The organism is Neisseria sp. P0017.S009 (assembly GCF_051957375.1).
Lineage (GTDB): Bacteria > Pseudomonadota > Gammaproteobacteria > Burkholderiales > Neisseriaceae > Neisseria > Neisseria perflava.
On record NZ_JBQCWL010000005.1, the window covers coordinates 58,060 to 72,625 of the forward strand.

Below are 14,566 nucleotides of genomic sequence, written 5' to 3' on the forward strand. Positions count from 1 at the left end.
TTCTGTGAAAAGAGTAGACAGGCTTTAGTAAAGCCTATATCATTCGGTCTTCTTGATTCACAACGCACTTGCGAAGTGATGAGGATGCACCCGTAGCTCAGTTGGATAGAGTATCTGGCTACGAACCAGAGGGTCGGGCGTTCGAATCGCTCCGGGTGCGCCACAAGATTTATCCGCGCCCATCGTCTAGCGGTTAGGACATCGCCCTTTCACGGCGGTAACCGGGGTTCGATTCCCCGTGGGCGTGCCAGTTTTCAAAAAAAACGCAATCTGTTTCAGATTGCGTTTTTTTATTGCATTTACTGTTTGTGTTCTAAGGCCGTCTGAAATGCTCAGCAACTCAAGAGACAGAAGTGTGTAAAATCAATTGCCCTGAATTTTGTCATCTCTATGCGCTTTTCAATCTCATTTTACCATTGTCAAAACCCGATTTATTGACAACAGTATTCATCTTAAGAGTTCCTAAACCTGAATTTACATGATTTCATATTTATAATTTCTTGATTTTAGAAAATAAAAATATTTATTTGAACTTTTCTTAAAAAATGCCGTCTGAGATAAAGACAAGACGGAATATCTCTGTTAATGTGTAAATGTCAGCCGGCGTTTGCCGGTTTTTTATTGAAACCATTTGGGAGTCAATTATGAATATGAATGTTAAATTAATCGTTCCTGCCGTTTTGGCGGCTGTTGCCCTGACTGCATGTAGCAGCGGTTCTAAAGCTAAACCTGAAGCTAAAGCTGCGCCTACTGCGCAACAACAAACTCAAGCTCAGGCTCAACAAGCTCAAGCTCCAGTACCTAATACTTTGAAAGTAGACTCTATCGACGGTACTAAAGAAGTTCACTACAAATGCGGTAAAGACGGCAAAGAGCCTCTGAGCGTAATGTATGGCTTCAAAGGCAACGAAGTTGTTGCTGCACAAGTAAAATACAAAGGCCAAGTAACTGAAAACCTGTTCCGTATTACTGACAGCAGCAAAGATGTAAACGCATTCTGGGGCGGCAATGTTGCTTGGATTGCTGAAGCAGCCACTGCAGCCAACGTGGACAAAGTTGATGGCAACATGCTGACTATCCGCGGTACTACCGAAGTAAATGGCAAACAAGAAGTGGTTGACCAAATCGCTACCCGTTTCTGCGCATTGGACAAAGGCGCGAAAGCTGCCGCTAAACCAGCTGCTAAAAAAGTGAAAAAATAATCTTTTACCGACAGCTTTAAACGCTGGGTAAAATAAAACAGGCCGTCTGAAAAGTTTTCAGACGGCCTGTTCTTTTGAGCAGTTTAACCCAAGAACCAGAATTTCAATGCCCACAACACGGCGACAATCCATACCATAGGCGGTACGTCTTGAGTGCGGTTGCACAAGAGTTTGATGAGTGCATAGCTGATAAAGCCAAACGCAATACCGTCGGCAATCGAGTAGGTAAACGGCATGAAGACGATGGTCAGGAATGCCGGTGCGGCTTCGGTCATGTCGTCCCAATCGATTTCACGCGCGCTGCGCAACATTTGCGCGCCAACATAGAGCAGGGCGGGTGCGGTAGCGAATGCAGGAATGCTTTGAACCAGCGGGGAGAAAATCAGACAGGCAAGCATCAGTACGCCGACGGTAACGGCAGTCAGGCCGGTACGGCCGCCGGCAGAAACGCCTGCCGCGCTTTCAACGTAAGGGGTGGTAGAAGAAGTACCCAAGGCGGCGCCTGCAACGATGGCGGTAGAGTCGGCAAGCAGGGCGCGTTTCAAACGCGGCAGTTTGCCGTCTTGCAACAGGCCTGCGCGGTGGGAAACGCCGACCAATGTGCCGGTAGAGTCAAACAGGTCAACCAGGAAGAATACAAAAATCACGCTGACCATGCTGACGGTGAATAAGCCTTTGAAGTCCATCTGCATGAATGTTGGTGCAATGCTCGGAACTTCGCCGACCACGCCTTTGAACTCGCTCAAGCCCAAGATGGTGGAGACGGCGGTCAGCGTTAGAATGGTAATGATGATAGAGCCTTTAACGCGGAAGTGGCCAAGTGCAACCACCATGACAAAGCCTGCCATCGCCAGCAGGGCGGTGGGCTGGTGGATGTCGCCCAAGCCGACCAATGTGGCAGGATTAGCCACAATCACGCCTGCGCCTTTGAGTGCAATCAATGCCAAGAAGAGGCCGATACCTGCGGCAATCGACATTTTCAAGCCCATAGGCAGGGCGTTGACCAGCATTTCGCGTACTTTAAAGAAGCTGAACAGGATGAAAATAATGCCTGAAATGAAAACGGCACCCAAAGCCACACGCCAGTCCACGCCCATGCCTTTGACGACGGCAAAGGTAAAGTAGGCGTTCAAACCCATGCCCGGAGCGAGGGCAATCGGGTAGTTGCCGACAAAGCCCATCACGAAACAGCCGATGGCGGAGGCGATACAGGTGGCCACAAATACTGCGCCCATATCCATGCCGGTTTCGCCCAAAATCAGGGGATTGACGATGATGATGTAGCACATGGCGAGGAAGGTTGTCACACCGGCCATAATTTCCGTGCGGACGTTGGTCTGATTGGCGTTGAGGTTGAATAATCTTTCCAAAACGCTTTGATTTGAAGAACTCATTTCGAGATATTCCTTTGGGGAAAGCCGTTTAAGGACGGTATCAGCGGGTTTAACTGCCGGAAGCTCGGATTTGCTCCTTAACTTCTCAACAGATAAGGGAATTTTCGGGCGGTATTATACTGAAAAGCCTTTTGTTCGGGTAATAAAAATACATGAATCAGATAATGCCGGGCCAAGCCAAGATAAAGGCCGTCTGAACAGTTTCAGACGGCCTTTGTTTGTGTGTGCTTATACCGGTTTGCCTTTCAGGGAGAAGGTGTAGGCTTCGGTGATTTCCAAATCGATCATTTGGTTGATCATGTCGGGTGTGCCGGTAAAGTTGACCACGCGGTTGTTGGCGGTACGGGCTTGCAGTTGGTCAGGGTCTTTTTTGGAGATACCTTCAACCAAGCAGCGTTGAACCGTGCCGATCATGGTTTGATTGATGCGCGCGGTTTCGGCTTCGATGGCTTCGTTCAAAGCTTCGAGGCGGCGCACTTTTTCTTCGTGCGGCGTGTCGTCGTGCAGGTTGGCGGCAGGCGTACCTGGGCGCGGACTGTAAATAAAGACGAAGCTCAAGTCGAAGGCAATGTCTTTCACCAGTTTCAAGGTTTGCTCGAACTCGCGCTCGGTCTCGCCCGGGAAGCCGACGATAAAGTCGGAGCTGAGGCACAAATCAGGACGGATGGCGCGCAGTTTGCGGATGATGGATTTGTATTCCAAGGCGGTGTAGCCGCGTTTCATTGCGCTCAATACGCGGTCGGAACCGCTTTGAATCGGCAGGTGCAGGTGGGAAACCAGCTTCGGCAGGTCGCGGTAGCACTCGATAATCGCGTCGGTAAATTCGCGCGGATGGCTGGTGGTAAAGCGCAGGCGTTCGATGCCGGGGATTTCGTGGACGATGCGCAACAAAGTGGCAAAGTCGCAGATTTCGCCGTTTTCCATTTCGCCGCGATAGGCATTGACGTTTTGGCCTAAGAGGTTGATTTCTTTAACGCCTTGTTGCGCCAAACCGGCAATTTCGGTCAATACGTCGTTGAGCGGGCGGGAGAATTCTTCGCCGCGGGTATAAGGGACGACGCAGTAAGAGCAGTATTTGGAACAGCCTTCCATAATGGAAATGAATGCCGAACCGCCTTCTACGCGCGCAGGCGGCAGGTGGTCGAATTTCTCGATTTCGGGGAAGGAAATGTCGATTTGAGACAGACCGGTGGTTTCTTTATCGACGATGAGTTTGGGCAGGCGGTGCAGCGTTTGCGGGCCGAAAACCACGTCCACATACGGAGCGCGTTTGACGATGTTCTCACCTTCTTGAGAGGCAACGCAGCCGGCAACGCCGATGATGAGGTCGGGATTTTTTTCTTTGAGCGGACGTACGCGGCCTAAGTCGGAGAAGACTTTCTCTTGCGCTTTTTCACGCACGGAGCAGGTGTTGAACAAGATGATGTCGGCGTCGTCAGGTTGGGTAACCTGCTCGATGCCGCCGTGTTCTTCGGCGAGGACGGACAGCATTTTTTCGCTGTCGTACTCGTTCATTTGGCACCCGAAGGTGCGGATAAATACTTTTTTCATGGTTTGTTTTGATTGACTTGCTTGTTGTAAAAGGGTTCAGACGGCCTGTGCAATACTCTGGTCGTCTGAAAAATTATTCTTCCGCCTTTTTCTGCTTTTTGGCGTGTTCGATGAACCTGTCGGCCTCGGCGTCGGTCAAAATCCAGATTTCGCGGACGAGGCGGCTTTCTTCGTTGTATTTGAACGCAACGGCTTTGCCGGTTTGATTCAGCAGGCGGCCCATGGGGATGAAACGGTCGTTTTCATCGTGGATTTTGGTGAAGCGGGTGATTTGCAGTTTGGCTGCGTTGCCGTCCACAATGCCCAAGGTCAGCAGGCGCGTCCAAGAAAAACCGCCTTTGCTGACTTTCAGATAAGGCAGATCGACGGTTTTTAAAACGGCCACATCCATATCGTCAGGCAGGCTGCGTTGTGCATGGACGAGGGAGGACGCCAAAAGGGCGAGGCTGAGTATGAATCCGCGTAACATGATGCTTTTCTTTTATTGTTTCAATAGGTCGCGGATTATAGCACAAGCAGGAAAAATATGGATAGAGTGTTTGTTTTTAAAGAATAATTTTGATTTTGCGCCCGATTCTTATTTTGAAGCCTGGGCCGTCTGAAAAGGATTTGGTGTTAAAATGGCATCGATTTGATTTTCAGACGACCTCTTACGAAAGAATTGACCATGAACCGTAATGAAAGCTTGTTCAACCGCGCCAAAGCCATTATTCCCGGCGGCGTGAACTCTCCTGTGCGCGCATTCGGCAGCGTCGGCGGCGTACCGCGCTTTATCAAAAAGGCAGAAGGCGCGTATGTTTGGGACGAAAACGGCACGCGTTATACCGACTATGTCGGCTCTTGGGGCCCTGCGATTGTCGGCCATGCCCATCCCGAAGTCATTGAAGCCGTGCGCGAAGCAGCATTGGGCGGTTTGTCGTTTGGTGCGCCGACTGAAGGCGAAATTGTCATTGCCGAAGAAATCGCTAAAATCATGCCGTCCGTCGAGCAGCTGCGCCTTGTCAGCTCCGGCACGGAAGCAACGATGACCGCCATCCGTCTGGCACGCGGTTTTACCGGACGCGACAAAATCATCAAGTTTGAAGGCTGCTACCACGGCCATTCCGACAGCCTGTTGGTGAAAGCAGGCAGCGGTCTGCTGACGTTTGGCAACCCTTCTTCCGCCGGTGTGCCTGCCGACTTTACCAAACACACTTTGGTACTCGAATACAACAATATCGCCCAACTGGAAGAAGCCTTTGCCCAAAGCGGCAATGACATTGCCTGTGTGATTTTGGAGCCTTTTGTCGGCAATATGAATCTGGTTAGGCCGTCTGAAGCCTTTGTCAAAGCCTTGCGCGAATTGACTGAAAAACACGGTGCCGTGTTGATTTACGACGAAGTGATGACCGGTTTCCGCGTGGCGCTGGGCGGTGCGCAATCTTTGCACGGCATCAAGCCTGATTTGACCACCATGGGCAAAGTGATCGGCGGCGGTATGCCTTTGGCGGCGTTCGGTGGCCGTAAAGACATTATGGAATGTATTTCCCCGTTGGGCGGCGTGTATCAGGCAGGCACATTGTCCGGTAATCCGATTGCGGTTGCGGCCGGTTTGAAAACGCTGGAAATCATTCAGCGCGAAGGCTTCTATGAAAACCTGACTGCCCTGACCCAACGCCTCGCCAACGGTATTGCCGACGCGGCTAAAGCGCATGGCGTTGAATTTACGGCGGACAGCGTGGGCGGTATGTTTGGTTTGTATTTTGCCAGCCATACGCCGCAAAACTATGCCGACATGGCGCGTTCCAATATCGACGGTTTCAAACATTTCTTCCACGGTATGCTCGACCGCAATGTCGCATTCGGCCCGTCAGCTTACGAAGCCGGTTTTGTTTCCGCCGCGCATACGCCTGAGCTGATTGACGAAACCATTGCTGTGGCACACGAAGTGTTCAAAGAAATGGCAAAATAAAAGCTGAAGTTGTCATGTGAAAATGAAAAAAGGCCGTCTGAAAAATATTCAGACGGCCTTTCGCTATTTTAAATAAATGCTTGATTATGCTTCTTCAGCTTTGCTGCGGATAATCAGCAGAGGCAGGTGGCTTTGACGCATTACGGTCTCGGCGAAGCTGCCCATCAGCAGGTGCATCAGGCCGGTGCGGCCGTGTGTGCCGAGTACCAACAGGTCTGCGCCGTTGTTGTCGGCGTAGTCAACCAAGTCTTGCGCCATTTCGCGCGCGCCTTTGTTGGCAACCAACAGGTGTTTCACGATGTTTTCAACGCCGCTTTCACGCGCTGTTTTTTCTGCGAAATCCAAAACTTCGTTACCTTGAGCCACTGCGGCGGCTTCGTAGCTTTCGTGTTGCAGGAATTCAGGAGCCAAAGCCATGTATTCTGCAGGGTTGGCAACGTGAACCAAAGTCAGTTGGGCTTTGTTGAGGCTTGCCAGTTCGGCGGCATGTTTCAATGCATTGAGGGAGGTCTCGCTACCGTCAACGGCTACAACCAGATGTTTGTACATATTCATTCTCCTTTTGCGCCGAGTAGCGGCACTTTCGTTTAATATGAAATCAGAACTTGTCTGAATGTGAAACGATTATAAACTCTTTCGGGCAGGTACAACAGCCCATCTGCTTTCAAGTATAATGTCTGTCCGAATCGCCTGTCGCGTTTTTCATTAATTTATTGATATATCACAAGGTTGCTTATGCAGGACGCTGCTTTTCTTTCTTCGCGCCGCTTTGGCGGTATTGCCAGACTTTACGGAGACGAAGCGCTGGCGCGCTTTTCGCGTGCGCATGTGTGCGTGGTCGGCGTCGGCGGCGTCGGCTCGTGGGCGGTGGAGGCGTTGGCGAGGAGCGGCATCGGTCGTTTAACGCTGATTGATTTGGACAATGTTGCCGAATCCAATGTCAACCGCCAGTTGCACGCTTTGACCGATGATTTCGGTAAGGCAAAAGTTACCGCTTTGCGCGAACGCATTGCCCAAATCAATCCGCAATGCGAAGTGACGGAAATCGAAGATTTTGTGACGGAAGATAATCTGGACGAGCTTTTCAGACGGCCTTTTGACTTCGTCATCGACGCCATCGACCAAATCCGTGTCAAAGCGGCGATGGCGGCGTATTTCGTGCAACATAAACAACCGTTTATTATCAGCGGCGGCGCGGGCGGACAGAAGAATCCGGCGTTGATTCAAACCGCCGATTTGAGCCGCGTTACCCACGATCCGCTGCTTTCCAACTTGCGCTACACCTTGCGCAAACGCTACGGCTTCAGCCGCGATACCAAAGAAAAAATGCGCGTGCCTTGCGTTTATTCAACCGAGAATATTACGCCGCCGCAATCCGGCGAAGCGTGTTCGACCGATGCCGCGCCGCAAGGTTTGTCCTGCGCGGGCTATGGCGCGAGTATGCTGGTGACGGCTTCGTTTGGGTTGTATTGTGCGCAGGCGGCGGTGGAGCATATCGCAGGGCGGAAGTGAGGGGTAGGAAATGGGTAAGAGCCGATTTTTTAAAGCCTACTTTATTGCCAGTCTGATTTATGCGGTATGGTTCGGCGTATTGATGTATGCCGTCGATCCGATGTTTCTCGATGTGATGGAATGCAATACGTTGCCCGGCGATTATTTGTGTGTGCAAAGCGGTTATACCCGTCCATTCACCACTTTTCTTTATCCGTGTCTGTCCGTCGTGATATTCAGCTTTTTGCACGCCGGTATCATGAAATGGCGCAAACGCCGTTCGGTTAAAATGATTTGGCTTTTGGTCGGCTGCGAAAGTTTGCTGCTGTTGGCTTTGATGGTGGCGATGCTTGCGAGGGATGGTTTTGTGTTGTCCCGAGATATCGGTTCGGTACTGACGGGTTCAGTTTTCGCCAGCCTGCCGCTGTTGGGTATGGCCTTGGCGCAGACCTTTGCCGTCGCCATTGTTTCTTTGCAAATCAATCGTAAAAACCGCTGATTTTTATATTAAAAACGGCTTGTCCTTGTTTCAGACGGCCTTTTATTGATGAAACTTCTTACTAAACTTAAAAAGAAAAAGACCCTTTAACCATGTCTTCAGAACACCTTATTTCTTCTACTGCTGCAACGCCGTCTGAACATACCGTTGCGTGGGTGTTCGGTCAGCCTGTTACCGATGTGCCGCAGGATTTGTTTATTCCGCCTGATGCGTTGAAGGTGGTATTGAGCAGCTTCCAAGGGCCGTTGGATTTGCTGCTGTACCTTATTCGCAAGCAAAATATCGATGTCCTCGATATTCCTATGGTGAAGATTACCGAGCAGTATCTGCACTATATTGCCCAAATGGAAGCATATCAGTTTGATTTGGCAGCGGAATACCTGCTGATGGCGGCGATGCTGATTGAAATTAAATCGCGCCTGCTTCTGCCGCGTCCTGAAGAAGTTGAGGATGAAGAGGCGGATCCGCGTGCCGAATTGGTGCGCCGTCTGTTGGCTTACGAACAGATGAAGCTGGCGGCTCAGGGCTTGGACGCGTTGCCGCGTGCCGGACGTGATTTTGCTTGGGCGTATTTGCCGCTGGAAATTGCGGTCGAAGCGAAGTTGCCGGAAGTGTACGTTGCCGATTTGACGCAGGCTTGGTTGGGTATTTTGTCGCGTGCCAAGCATACGCGCAGTCATGAAGTGGTGCGGGAAACCATTTCCGTGCGCGCGCAGATGACGGCAATTTTGCGCCGTTTGAATGAAAGCGGTATCAGCAAGTTCAGCGATTTGTTTAAGCCGGAGCAGGGCGCGACATATGTGGTAGTCAATTTTATTGCATTGCTGGAATTGGCTAAAGAAGGCTTGGTGCGTATCGTGCAGCCTGAAAATTATGGTGAAATCGAAATCAGCCTGAAAGACGGTTTGGAAACAAACGAAGCTGAAATGCTTTCAGACGGCCTTGAAGCCGATGAAACCGATAATGAGAATTTGAAAAAAGAGAACTAAAATGGATTCGACGACAAGTCACAACAAAGCTTCTTTATGGGCAGTGGGCTTAATGTTGTTTGCCCTGTTTTTTGGGGCGGGGAATCTGATTTTTCCTGCTTTTTTAGGGCAGCAGGCCGGTGAAAACTGGCTTTCGGCCATGTTTGGCTTTTTGCTGACGGGCGCAGGTTTGCCATTATTGGGCGTGATTGCCGTCGGCTATTCCGGCTCGCGCGATGTGGAGGCATTGGCTTCCCGTGTTGCGCCTTGGCACGGCGTGACTTTTGCCACCGCGCTCTATCTGGCAATCGGCCCTCTGTTTGCCATGCCGCGTACGGCGACAGTGTCTTTTGAAACCGCGATTTCCCCTTTCATTGATGAATCTTGGAAAAACATCGCATTGGCCGTGTTCAGCCTGGTGTTTTTCGGCATGACTTATTGGCTGTCGATTTCCCCGGGGAAGCTGGTTGACCGTATCGGTAAAATCCTCACGCCTGTTTTGTTGCTGTCAATTGCGATATTGGTCGGCTATGCCGCCATTAATCCAATGGGCGTGCCGCAGGCGGCGCAAGGCGATTTTGCCACTCATCCGTTGGTTAAAGGCATTTTGGAAGGCTATGGCACCATGGACGCGCTAGCTTCGCTGGTGTTTGCCATTATCGTCATCGATGCCGTTCGCGCCATGGGCGTGGACAACCGTGCGGACTTGCTGAAGACCACGACGATTTCCGGTGTGTTGGCGGCTTCTTGTTTGGCAGTGGTTTACCTGTTTATCGGCTATATGGGTGCGACAGGTGTGGCCGGTATCGGTTTGCAGGAAAACGGCGCGTCGGTTTTGTCTAAAACCGCACAGCACTATTTCGGTACGGCCGGTATTGTGTTGCTTGGTGTCATGGTGCTGCTTGCCTGTCTGAGTACGGCGGTTGGCTTGATTACTTCATGCGCCGAATATTTCAACCGTCTTTGCCCGGGTATTTCTTATAAAGTTTTTGTGATACTGAATACAGTGGTGTCTATCCTGTTGGCCAACAAAGGCCTGTCAGCGATTTTGCAGTTTTCCATCCCTATGTTGATGCTGTTGTATCCGCTGACTATCGTCATCATTTTGCTGGCTTTGACAGATAAACTGTTTGGTGGCGGCCGTATTGTCTATTTCTGTACCATGATGGCGGCCCTTATGGTCGGCTTGCTCGATGCCTATAAGGCCGCGTTTGGATTTGATGCCGATACCGCAGCTGCCATCGAGCGCGCATTGCCGTTTTACAATATCGGTTTAGGGTGGGTTGTTCCCTCTTTAGCCTGCTTTATACTCGGCTGTATTTTGAATGCGGCGTTGAAGAAAAAAGCATGATGATAAACAGGCCGTCTGAAATGTTCAGACGGCCTGTTTATTTCGCCGACCACGCAAACGACAGATGATTTTTTTAAAGAAATCCGTTATAATTGAAAAGTTAAGGCTTTGCGGAATACCGTTTCGCAGATGCAACATATTGAGAAGATTTATTTCCACAAATCCCGTTTTTTCAGCAAACGACTTGAACTGAAGGCGGATTTCGTGGTATAAATCGCGTTTTACTATTTTAGAAGTTTGGAGACTAACCATGGCACGAGTTTGCAAAGTGACCGGTAAGCGCCCGATGTCTGGCAATAACGTATCACACGCCAACAACAAAACCAAACGTCGTTTTTTGCCTAACTTGCAATCACGTCGTTTCTGGGTAGAAAGTGAAAACCGCTGGGTTCGCCTGCGCGTTTCTAACGCTGCATTGCGCACCATCGATAAAGTAGGCATTGATGTCGTATTGGCTGATTTGCGTGCTCGCGGCGAAGCTTAATTTAAACACCATTAATTAAGGATTACTGCAATGCGCGATAAAATCAAACTGGAGTCCAGTGCTGGTACTGGTCACTTCTACACAACTACTAAAAACAAACGTACGATGCCTGGCAAACTGGAAATCAAAAAATTTGACCCAGTAGCCCGTAAACACGTTATTTACAAAGAAACTAAATTGAAATAATCCGGTTTCTTCCAAGAAAAAGCTCCTGTTTTTCAGGAGCTTTTCTTTTTTCTCGATTGGTTTGGAGTGTTTTGTTTTAAACGGGTGTGCAAGATGGTTGGATTGCTTTGGAAGAGGCAAAATAAAAGAGCGTGTATCCATTGGGATTACGCTCTTTTATTTTTCAGACGGCCTGATAGGGGATAAGCATCCTTACATCACTAATAAACATTCAACAACGACTTAATGATCGACCTTGATGCCTTGGTTGTCGGAATGTTGTTTTTTATCCAGCTCTTTTTGCAAGGTATCGCATGGCGTGTCGCAATCACACATTTTCTTCATGCCGAGAGAGGAAATGCCGCCGCAGCTGCCTTTAATGGTGCGTTTGGAGAAGATATAGCCGACTGCCATACCGAGGATGACAATGATAAAAATGCCGAAAGTAAGGAGGAGGGTTTTCATGTGTGTATTCCTGAAGATTAGTTTAATAATTTCTTGAATGCGCTGGACATTTTAGTATGGTAGCCGCCTTGCGGGGTCCGGATGATAAGGAAAACGGCGAGATTTTCTTGCTCGGCAAGTTTAAGTGCTTCAGTTTCTCCGAGAACGAACAATCCGGTGGAAAGGCCGTCTGCAAGTGTGGCGTTTTCTGCTACTACGCTGATGGAAGCAAGGTTGTGGCTGATGGGTTGTTTGGTTTTAGGGTTGATGATATGGGAAAGGCGGCGGCCTGACTTATCGACATGGAAAATGCGGTAGTCGCCGGATGTGGCCAGTGATTTATTGTCCAATGGAATGGTGATTTGTGTGGCGCCGCCTTGAACGATATTGGGCTGCTCGATGCCGATACGCCAAGGGTTGCCTTGCGCATTGTGGCCTTTGCCATGTAACTCGCCTCCGATTTCTACCAAATAATTGCCGATATTGAGTTTTTCAAGTTCGGCGGCAGTTTTATCCACGCCAAAGCCTTTGGCGATGGAGGATAGGTCTAAATAGACTTCGGGATGGGTTTTCGCCAGTGTAGGCTGCTGTCCGTTTTGGGAAAGTTTGAGTTTGTCCGTACCGACCATTTCTGAAGCATGTTGGATTTCTTGTGCAGTCGGTTCGTGTGTAATTTCTTTTTGCGGGCCGAATCCCCAAAGGTTGACCAAAGGACCGACGGTTACGTCCAGTGCGCCGTGCGTCAGTTTGTTTAAACGCAAGGCTTCGCCGGTTACATAGGCAAAGTCTTGGGAAATGGGCATGGCCTGATTGACGGTACGCAGCTGGTTGAATTGGCTGATTTCGGAATCAGTCTGGTAAGTAGACATTTGCCGATTGACTTCTTTAAGCGCGTCATCAATGCGTTTTTGTATTTCGGCAGGGGAGGGGAGTTTGTCTTGGCCGTCTGAAAGATATTTGACGGTATAGGTCGTGCCCATGGTCTCGCCTTGCAGGGTGATGGTTTGTTGTTTTTCAGGTTGGCAGGCAGAGAGCGTGAGTGCGGAAACGATGGCAACGGTACAACCGATTATCGGACGGTAAAACGAATTGGAAAGAAACAGCATAAGGGATTTGCGGATTATTTTTTGAAGCCTTTATTGTATCGTAAAAGAAAGGTTCAGGCCGTCTGAAAGTATGGTTTTCAGACGGCCTGGCAATAAAAAAGGAAGAAACCGAAGTTTCTTCCTTTTTGTCTGTTAACCACCGAAATCGTCCAAGAGGATGTTTTCGTCTTCCACGCCCAAATCTTTGAGCATTTTGATCACGGACTGGTTCATGATCGGAGGGCCGCACATGTAGAATTCGCAGTCTTCAGGTGCTTCATGGTTTTTCAGGTGGTTTTCGTAAACCACGTTGTGAATGAAGCCTGTGTAACCGTCCCAGTTGTCTTCAGGCAATGGGTCGGACAGGGCGACGTGCCATGTGAAGTTCGGGAATTCTGCTGCGAGTTGGTCGAAGTCTTCAACATAGAACATCTCGCGTTTAGAACGTGCACCATACCAGAAGGTAATCTTACGTTTGGAGTTCAAACGTTTCAGCTGGTCGAAAATGTGGGAACGCATCGGAGCCATACCCGCACCACCGCCGATAAATACCATTTCGGCATCGGTGTCTTTGGCGAAGAATTCGCCAAACGGGCCGGAGATGGTTACTTTGTCGCCGGGTTTAAGCGACCAGATGTAGGACGACATTTGTCCCGGAGGCGCATCGGGTACGCGCGGAGGCGGCGTGGCGATACGCACGTTCAGCATGATGATGCCTTTTTCTTCTGGATATGAAGCCATGGAGTAAGCGCGCAAAATCGGCTCGTCCACTTTGGAAACATATTGCCACAGATTGTATTTGTCCCAGTCTTCGTGGTATTCCTTAGGAATGTCGAAGTCTTTGTAGGCGACAGTATGAGGAGGAGCTTCAATTTGGATGTAGCCGCCGGCGCGGAAAGGAACTTCTTCACCTTCAGGAATGGCAAGCTTGAGTTCTTTAATGAACGTTGCTTTGTTGTCATTGGAGATGACGGTGCATTCCCATTTTTTCACACCGAACACTTCTTCCGGTACTTCGATGTCCATGTCGGTTTTAACGTTGACCTGACAAGACAGGCGGCAGCCTTCGCGCGCTTCGCGTTTGCTGATGTGGGACAACTCAGTTGGCAGAATGTCGCCACCGCCGCTTTTCACGACAACGCGGCACTGACCGCATGAGCCGCCGCCACCGCAGGCGGAAGGAACGAAGATGCCTTGGCTGGCAAGCGCACCCAGCAGTTTGCCGCCGGCAGGCATCGTCAGCTCTTTTTCGTTATTGACTTTGATGGTGATGTCGCCTTCGCTCACCAACTTGGATTTGGCAAACAGAATCATCAGTGCCAACACCAAGACGATGAGGGTGAACATCACGATACCTAAAATAATCTCCATGCCGATTCCTTTCTTATAACTGGATGCCGGAGAACGACATAAACGCCATTGCCATCAGGCCAGCAGCGATAAAGGTAATGCCCAAGCCTTTGAGGCCTTTAGGGACATCCGAATATTTCATTTTTTCGGTAATGCCCGCCAAAGCGACAATAGCCAAAAGCCAGCCCAGACCTGCACCGAAACCATATACAACGGACTCGCCGAAGTTGTATTCGCGTTGCGCCATAAATGATACGGCACCGAAAATCGCGCAGTTTACGGTAATCAGAGGCAGGTAGATACCCAATGCGTTGTAGAGGGCAGGGACGAATTTATCCAAGAACATTTCCAAAATCTGCACCAAAGCAGCAATCACGCCGATGAAGGTGATGAATTTCAGGAAGGTCAGGTCTACGCCTTCAACCAGCGCACCGTCTTTCAACAGCGAGTAAACAAGTTGGTTGGCTGGGACGGACAGGCCGAGTACGAAAGTTACGGCAACGCCCAAACCGAATGCAGTGGATACTTTTTTAGATACCGCCAAAAACGTACACATCCCCAAGAAGAAGGAAAGTGCCATGTTTTCCAGAAAGACGGATTTTACAAAGAGGCTTAAGTAATGTTCCATGTG

16 protein-coding genes and 2 tRNA genes are annotated in these 14,566 nt (G+C 49.7%); 10 read left to right on the plus strand and 8 right to left on the minus strand.

Annotated elements, in window-relative coordinates; translation table 11 throughout:
• Positions 1 to 86: 86 nt before the first annotated feature.
• The 3 genes from ACTHTG_RS07225 (at position 87) to ACTHTG_RS07235 (ending at position 1,202) form a co-directional block, all read left to right on the plus strand.
• Positions 87 to 163 (plus strand) — tRNA-Arg (locus ACTHTG_RS07225).
• A 12-nt stretch (positions 164 to 175) separates the two neighbouring features.
• Positions 176 to 250, plus strand: a tRNA-Glu gene (locus tag ACTHTG_RS07230).
• A gap of 394 nt (positions 251 to 644) precedes the next feature.
• On the plus strand, positions 645 to 1,202 hold the full coding sequence (locus tag ACTHTG_RS07235) for a hypothetical protein (RefSeq protein WP_039862107.1): 558 nt from the start codon (positions 645 to 647) through the stop codon (positions 1,200 to 1,202).
• An 83-nt stretch (positions 1,203 to 1,285) separates the two neighbouring features.
• Here ACTHTG_RS07235 and ACTHTG_RS07240 read toward each other — a convergent pair whose 3' ends face one another.
• The 3 genes from ACTHTG_RS07240 to ACTHTG_RS07250 all read right to left on the minus strand — a co-directional run bounded on the left by ACTHTG_RS07240 (position 1,286) and on the right by ACTHTG_RS07250 (position 4,616).
• Positions 1,286 to 2,596, minus strand: coding sequence for an NCS2 family permease (locus ACTHTG_RS07240; RefSeq protein ID WP_004519556.1), 1,311 nt, complete (start codon positions 2,594 to 2,596; stop codon positions 1,286 to 1,288).
• Between the two features lie 228 nt (positions 2,597 to 2,824).
• Positions 2,825 to 4,147 carry a tRNA (N6-isopentenyl adenosine(37)-C2)-methylthiotransferase MiaB gene (gene miaB, locus ACTHTG_RS07245; protein ID WP_440360603.1) on the minus strand — a complete coding sequence of 441 codons (1,323 nt, stop codon included), beginning with the start codon at positions 4,145 to 4,147 and terminating at the stop codon, positions 2,825 to 2,827.
• Positions 4,148 to 4,220: 73 nt separating this feature from the next.
• Positions 4,221 to 4,616, minus strand: a complete 396-nt coding sequence (locus ACTHTG_RS07250; RefSeq protein ID WP_049333912.1) for a hypothetical protein — start codon at positions 4,614 to 4,616, stop codon at positions 4,221 to 4,223.
• 198 nt (positions 4,617 to 4,814) lie between these two features.
• On the opposite strand from ACTHTG_RS07250, the gene hemL reads away from it, so the two are divergent.
• A complete protein-coding gene (gene hemL, locus ACTHTG_RS07255) occupies positions 4,815 to 6,098 on the plus strand; it encodes a glutamate-1-semialdehyde 2,1-aminomutase (RefSeq protein ID WP_049336068.1) in 1,284 nt (427 codons plus the stop codon).
• 84 nt (positions 6,099 to 6,182) lie between these two features.
• On the opposite strand, the gene ACTHTG_RS07260 is transcribed toward hemL, so the two are convergent.
• Entirely contained in the window at positions 6,183 to 6,647 is a 465-nt protein-coding gene (locus ACTHTG_RS07260) for a universal stress protein (protein WP_003680896.1), read from the minus strand.
• Between the two features lie 186 nt (positions 6,648 to 6,833).
• On the opposite strand from ACTHTG_RS07260, the gene ACTHTG_RS07265 reads away from it, so the two are divergent.
• From ACTHTG_RS07265 to rpmG, 6 genes are all read left to right on the plus strand, one after another.
• The gene (locus ACTHTG_RS07265; RefSeq protein ID WP_003748819.1) at positions 6,834 to 7,610 is read left to right on the plus strand and encodes a tRNA threonylcarbamoyladenosine dehydratase; all 777 of its coding nucleotides are present in this window, start codon (positions 6,834 to 6,836) and stop codon (positions 7,608 to 7,610) included.
• Between the two features lie 10 nt (positions 7,611 to 7,620).
• Positions 7,621 to 8,088 (plus strand): hypothetical protein, encoded by a 468-nt coding sequence (locus ACTHTG_RS07270; protein WP_070625150.1) that lies wholly within the window; start codon positions 7,621 to 7,623, stop codon positions 8,086 to 8,088.
• 92 nt (positions 8,089 to 8,180) lie between these two features.
• The gene (locus tag ACTHTG_RS07275; protein ID WP_070625148.1) at positions 8,181 to 9,077 is read left to right on the plus strand and encodes a segregation and condensation protein A; all 897 of its coding nucleotides are present in this window, start codon (positions 8,181 to 8,183) and stop codon (positions 9,075 to 9,077) included.
• 1 nt (position 9,078) lies between these two features.
• Positions 9,079 to 10,407: a branched-chain amino acid transport system II carrier protein gene (brnQ, locus tag ACTHTG_RS07280; protein WP_083307456.1), complete on the plus strand. Its 1,329-nt coding sequence runs from the start codon at positions 9,079 to 9,081 to the stop codon at positions 10,405 to 10,407.
• Between the two features lie 250 nt (positions 10,408 to 10,657).
• Positions 10,658 to 10,891: a 50S ribosomal protein L28 gene (rpmB, locus tag ACTHTG_RS07285; protein WP_002216391.1), complete on the plus strand. Its 234-nt coding sequence runs from the start codon at positions 10,658 to 10,660 to the stop codon at positions 10,889 to 10,891.
• A 30-nt stretch (positions 10,892 to 10,921) separates the two neighbouring features.
• Positions 10,922 to 11,077: a 50S ribosomal protein L33 gene (gene rpmG, locus ACTHTG_RS07290; RefSeq protein ID WP_003684373.1), complete on the plus strand. Its 156-nt coding sequence runs from the start codon at positions 10,922 to 10,924 to the stop codon at positions 11,075 to 11,077.
• Positions 11,078 to 11,299: 222 nt separating this feature from the next.
• On the opposite strand, the gene nqrM is transcribed toward rpmG, so the two are convergent.
• From nqrM to nqrE, 4 genes are all read right to left on the minus strand, one after another.
• Positions 11,300 to 11,521 carry a (Na+)-NQR maturation NqrM gene (nqrM, locus tag ACTHTG_RS07295; protein WP_003680888.1) on the minus strand — a complete coding sequence of 74 codons (222 nt, stop codon included), beginning with the start codon at positions 11,519 to 11,521 and terminating at the stop codon, positions 11,300 to 11,302.
• 17 nt (positions 11,522 to 11,538) lie between these two features.
• Positions 11,539 to 12,606: an FAD:protein FMN transferase gene (locus ACTHTG_RS07300; protein ID WP_004519568.1), complete on the minus strand. Its 1,068-nt coding sequence runs from the start codon at positions 12,604 to 12,606 to the stop codon at positions 11,539 to 11,541.
• A gap of 132 nt (positions 12,607 to 12,738) precedes the next feature.
• Positions 12,739 to 13,956 (minus strand): NADH:ubiquinone reductase (Na(+)-transporting) subunit F, encoded by a 1,218-nt coding sequence (gene nqrF, locus ACTHTG_RS07305; protein WP_004519569.1) that lies wholly within the window; start codon positions 13,954 to 13,956, stop codon positions 12,739 to 12,741.
• A gap of 13 nt (positions 13,957 to 13,969) precedes the next feature.
• Positions 13,970 to 14,563, minus strand: coding sequence for an NADH:ubiquinone reductase (Na(+)-transporting) subunit E (gene nqrE / locus ACTHTG_RS07310; RefSeq protein WP_003684365.1), 594 nt, complete (start codon positions 14,561 to 14,563; stop codon positions 13,970 to 13,972).
• Positions 14,564 to 14,566 lie beyond the last annotated feature (3 nt).

Coding starts and splice junctions, on each gene's coding strand:
- ACTHTG_RS07235 (WP_039862107.1), top strand. CDS start 645: ATGAATATGAATGTTAAATTAATCGTTCCTGCCGTTTTGGCGGCTGTT.
- ACTHTG_RS07240 (WP_004519556.1), bottom strand. CDS start 2,596: ATGAGTTCTTCAAATCAAAGCGTTTTGGAAAGATTATTCAACCTCAAC.
- miaB (WP_440360603.1), bottom strand. CDS start 4,147: ATGAAAAAAGTATTTATCCGCACCTTCGGGTGCCAAATGAACGAGTAC.
- ACTHTG_RS07250 (WP_049333912.1), bottom strand. CDS start 4,616: ATGTTACGCGGATTCATACTCAGCCTCGCCCTTTTGGCGTCCTCCCTC.
- hemL (WP_049336068.1), top strand. CDS start 4,815: ATGAACCGTAATGAAAGCTTGTTCAACCGCGCCAAAGCCATTATTCCC.
- ACTHTG_RS07260 (WP_003680896.1), bottom strand. CDS start 6,647: ATGTACAAACATCTGGTTGTAGCCGTTGACGGTAGCGAGACCTCCCTC.
- ACTHTG_RS07265 (WP_003748819.1), top strand. CDS start 6,834: ATGCAGGACGCTGCTTTTCTTTCTTCGCGCCGCTTTGGCGGTATTGCC.
- ACTHTG_RS07270 (WP_070625150.1), top strand. CDS start 7,621: ATGGGTAAGAGCCGATTTTTTAAAGCCTACTTTATTGCCAGTCTGATT.
- ACTHTG_RS07275 (WP_070625148.1), top strand. CDS start 8,181: ATGTCTTCAGAACACCTTATTTCTTCTACTGCTGCAACGCCGTCTGAA.
- brnQ (WP_083307456.1), top strand. CDS start 9,079: ATGGATTCGACGACAAGTCACAACAAAGCTTCTTTATGGGCAGTGGGC.
- rpmB (WP_002216391.1), top strand. CDS start 10,658: ATGGCACGAGTTTGCAAAGTGACCGGTAAGCGCCCGATGTCTGGCAAT.
- rpmG (WP_003684373.1), top strand. CDS start 10,922: ATGCGCGATAAAATCAAACTGGAGTCCAGTGCTGGTACTGGTCACTTC.
- nqrM (WP_003680888.1), bottom strand. CDS start 11,521: ATGAAAACCCTCCTCCTTACTTTCGGCATTTTTATCATTGTCATCCTC.
- ACTHTG_RS07300 (WP_004519568.1), bottom strand. CDS start 12,606: ATGCTGTTTCTTTCCAATTCGTTTTACCGTCCGATAATCGGTTGTACC.
- nqrF (WP_004519569.1), bottom strand. CDS start 13,956: ATGGAGATTATTTTAGGTATCGTGATGTTCACCCTCATCGTCTTGGTG.
- nqrE (WP_003684365.1), bottom strand. CDS start 14,563: ATGGAACATTACTTAAGCCTCTTTGTAAAATCCGTCTTTCTGGAAAAC.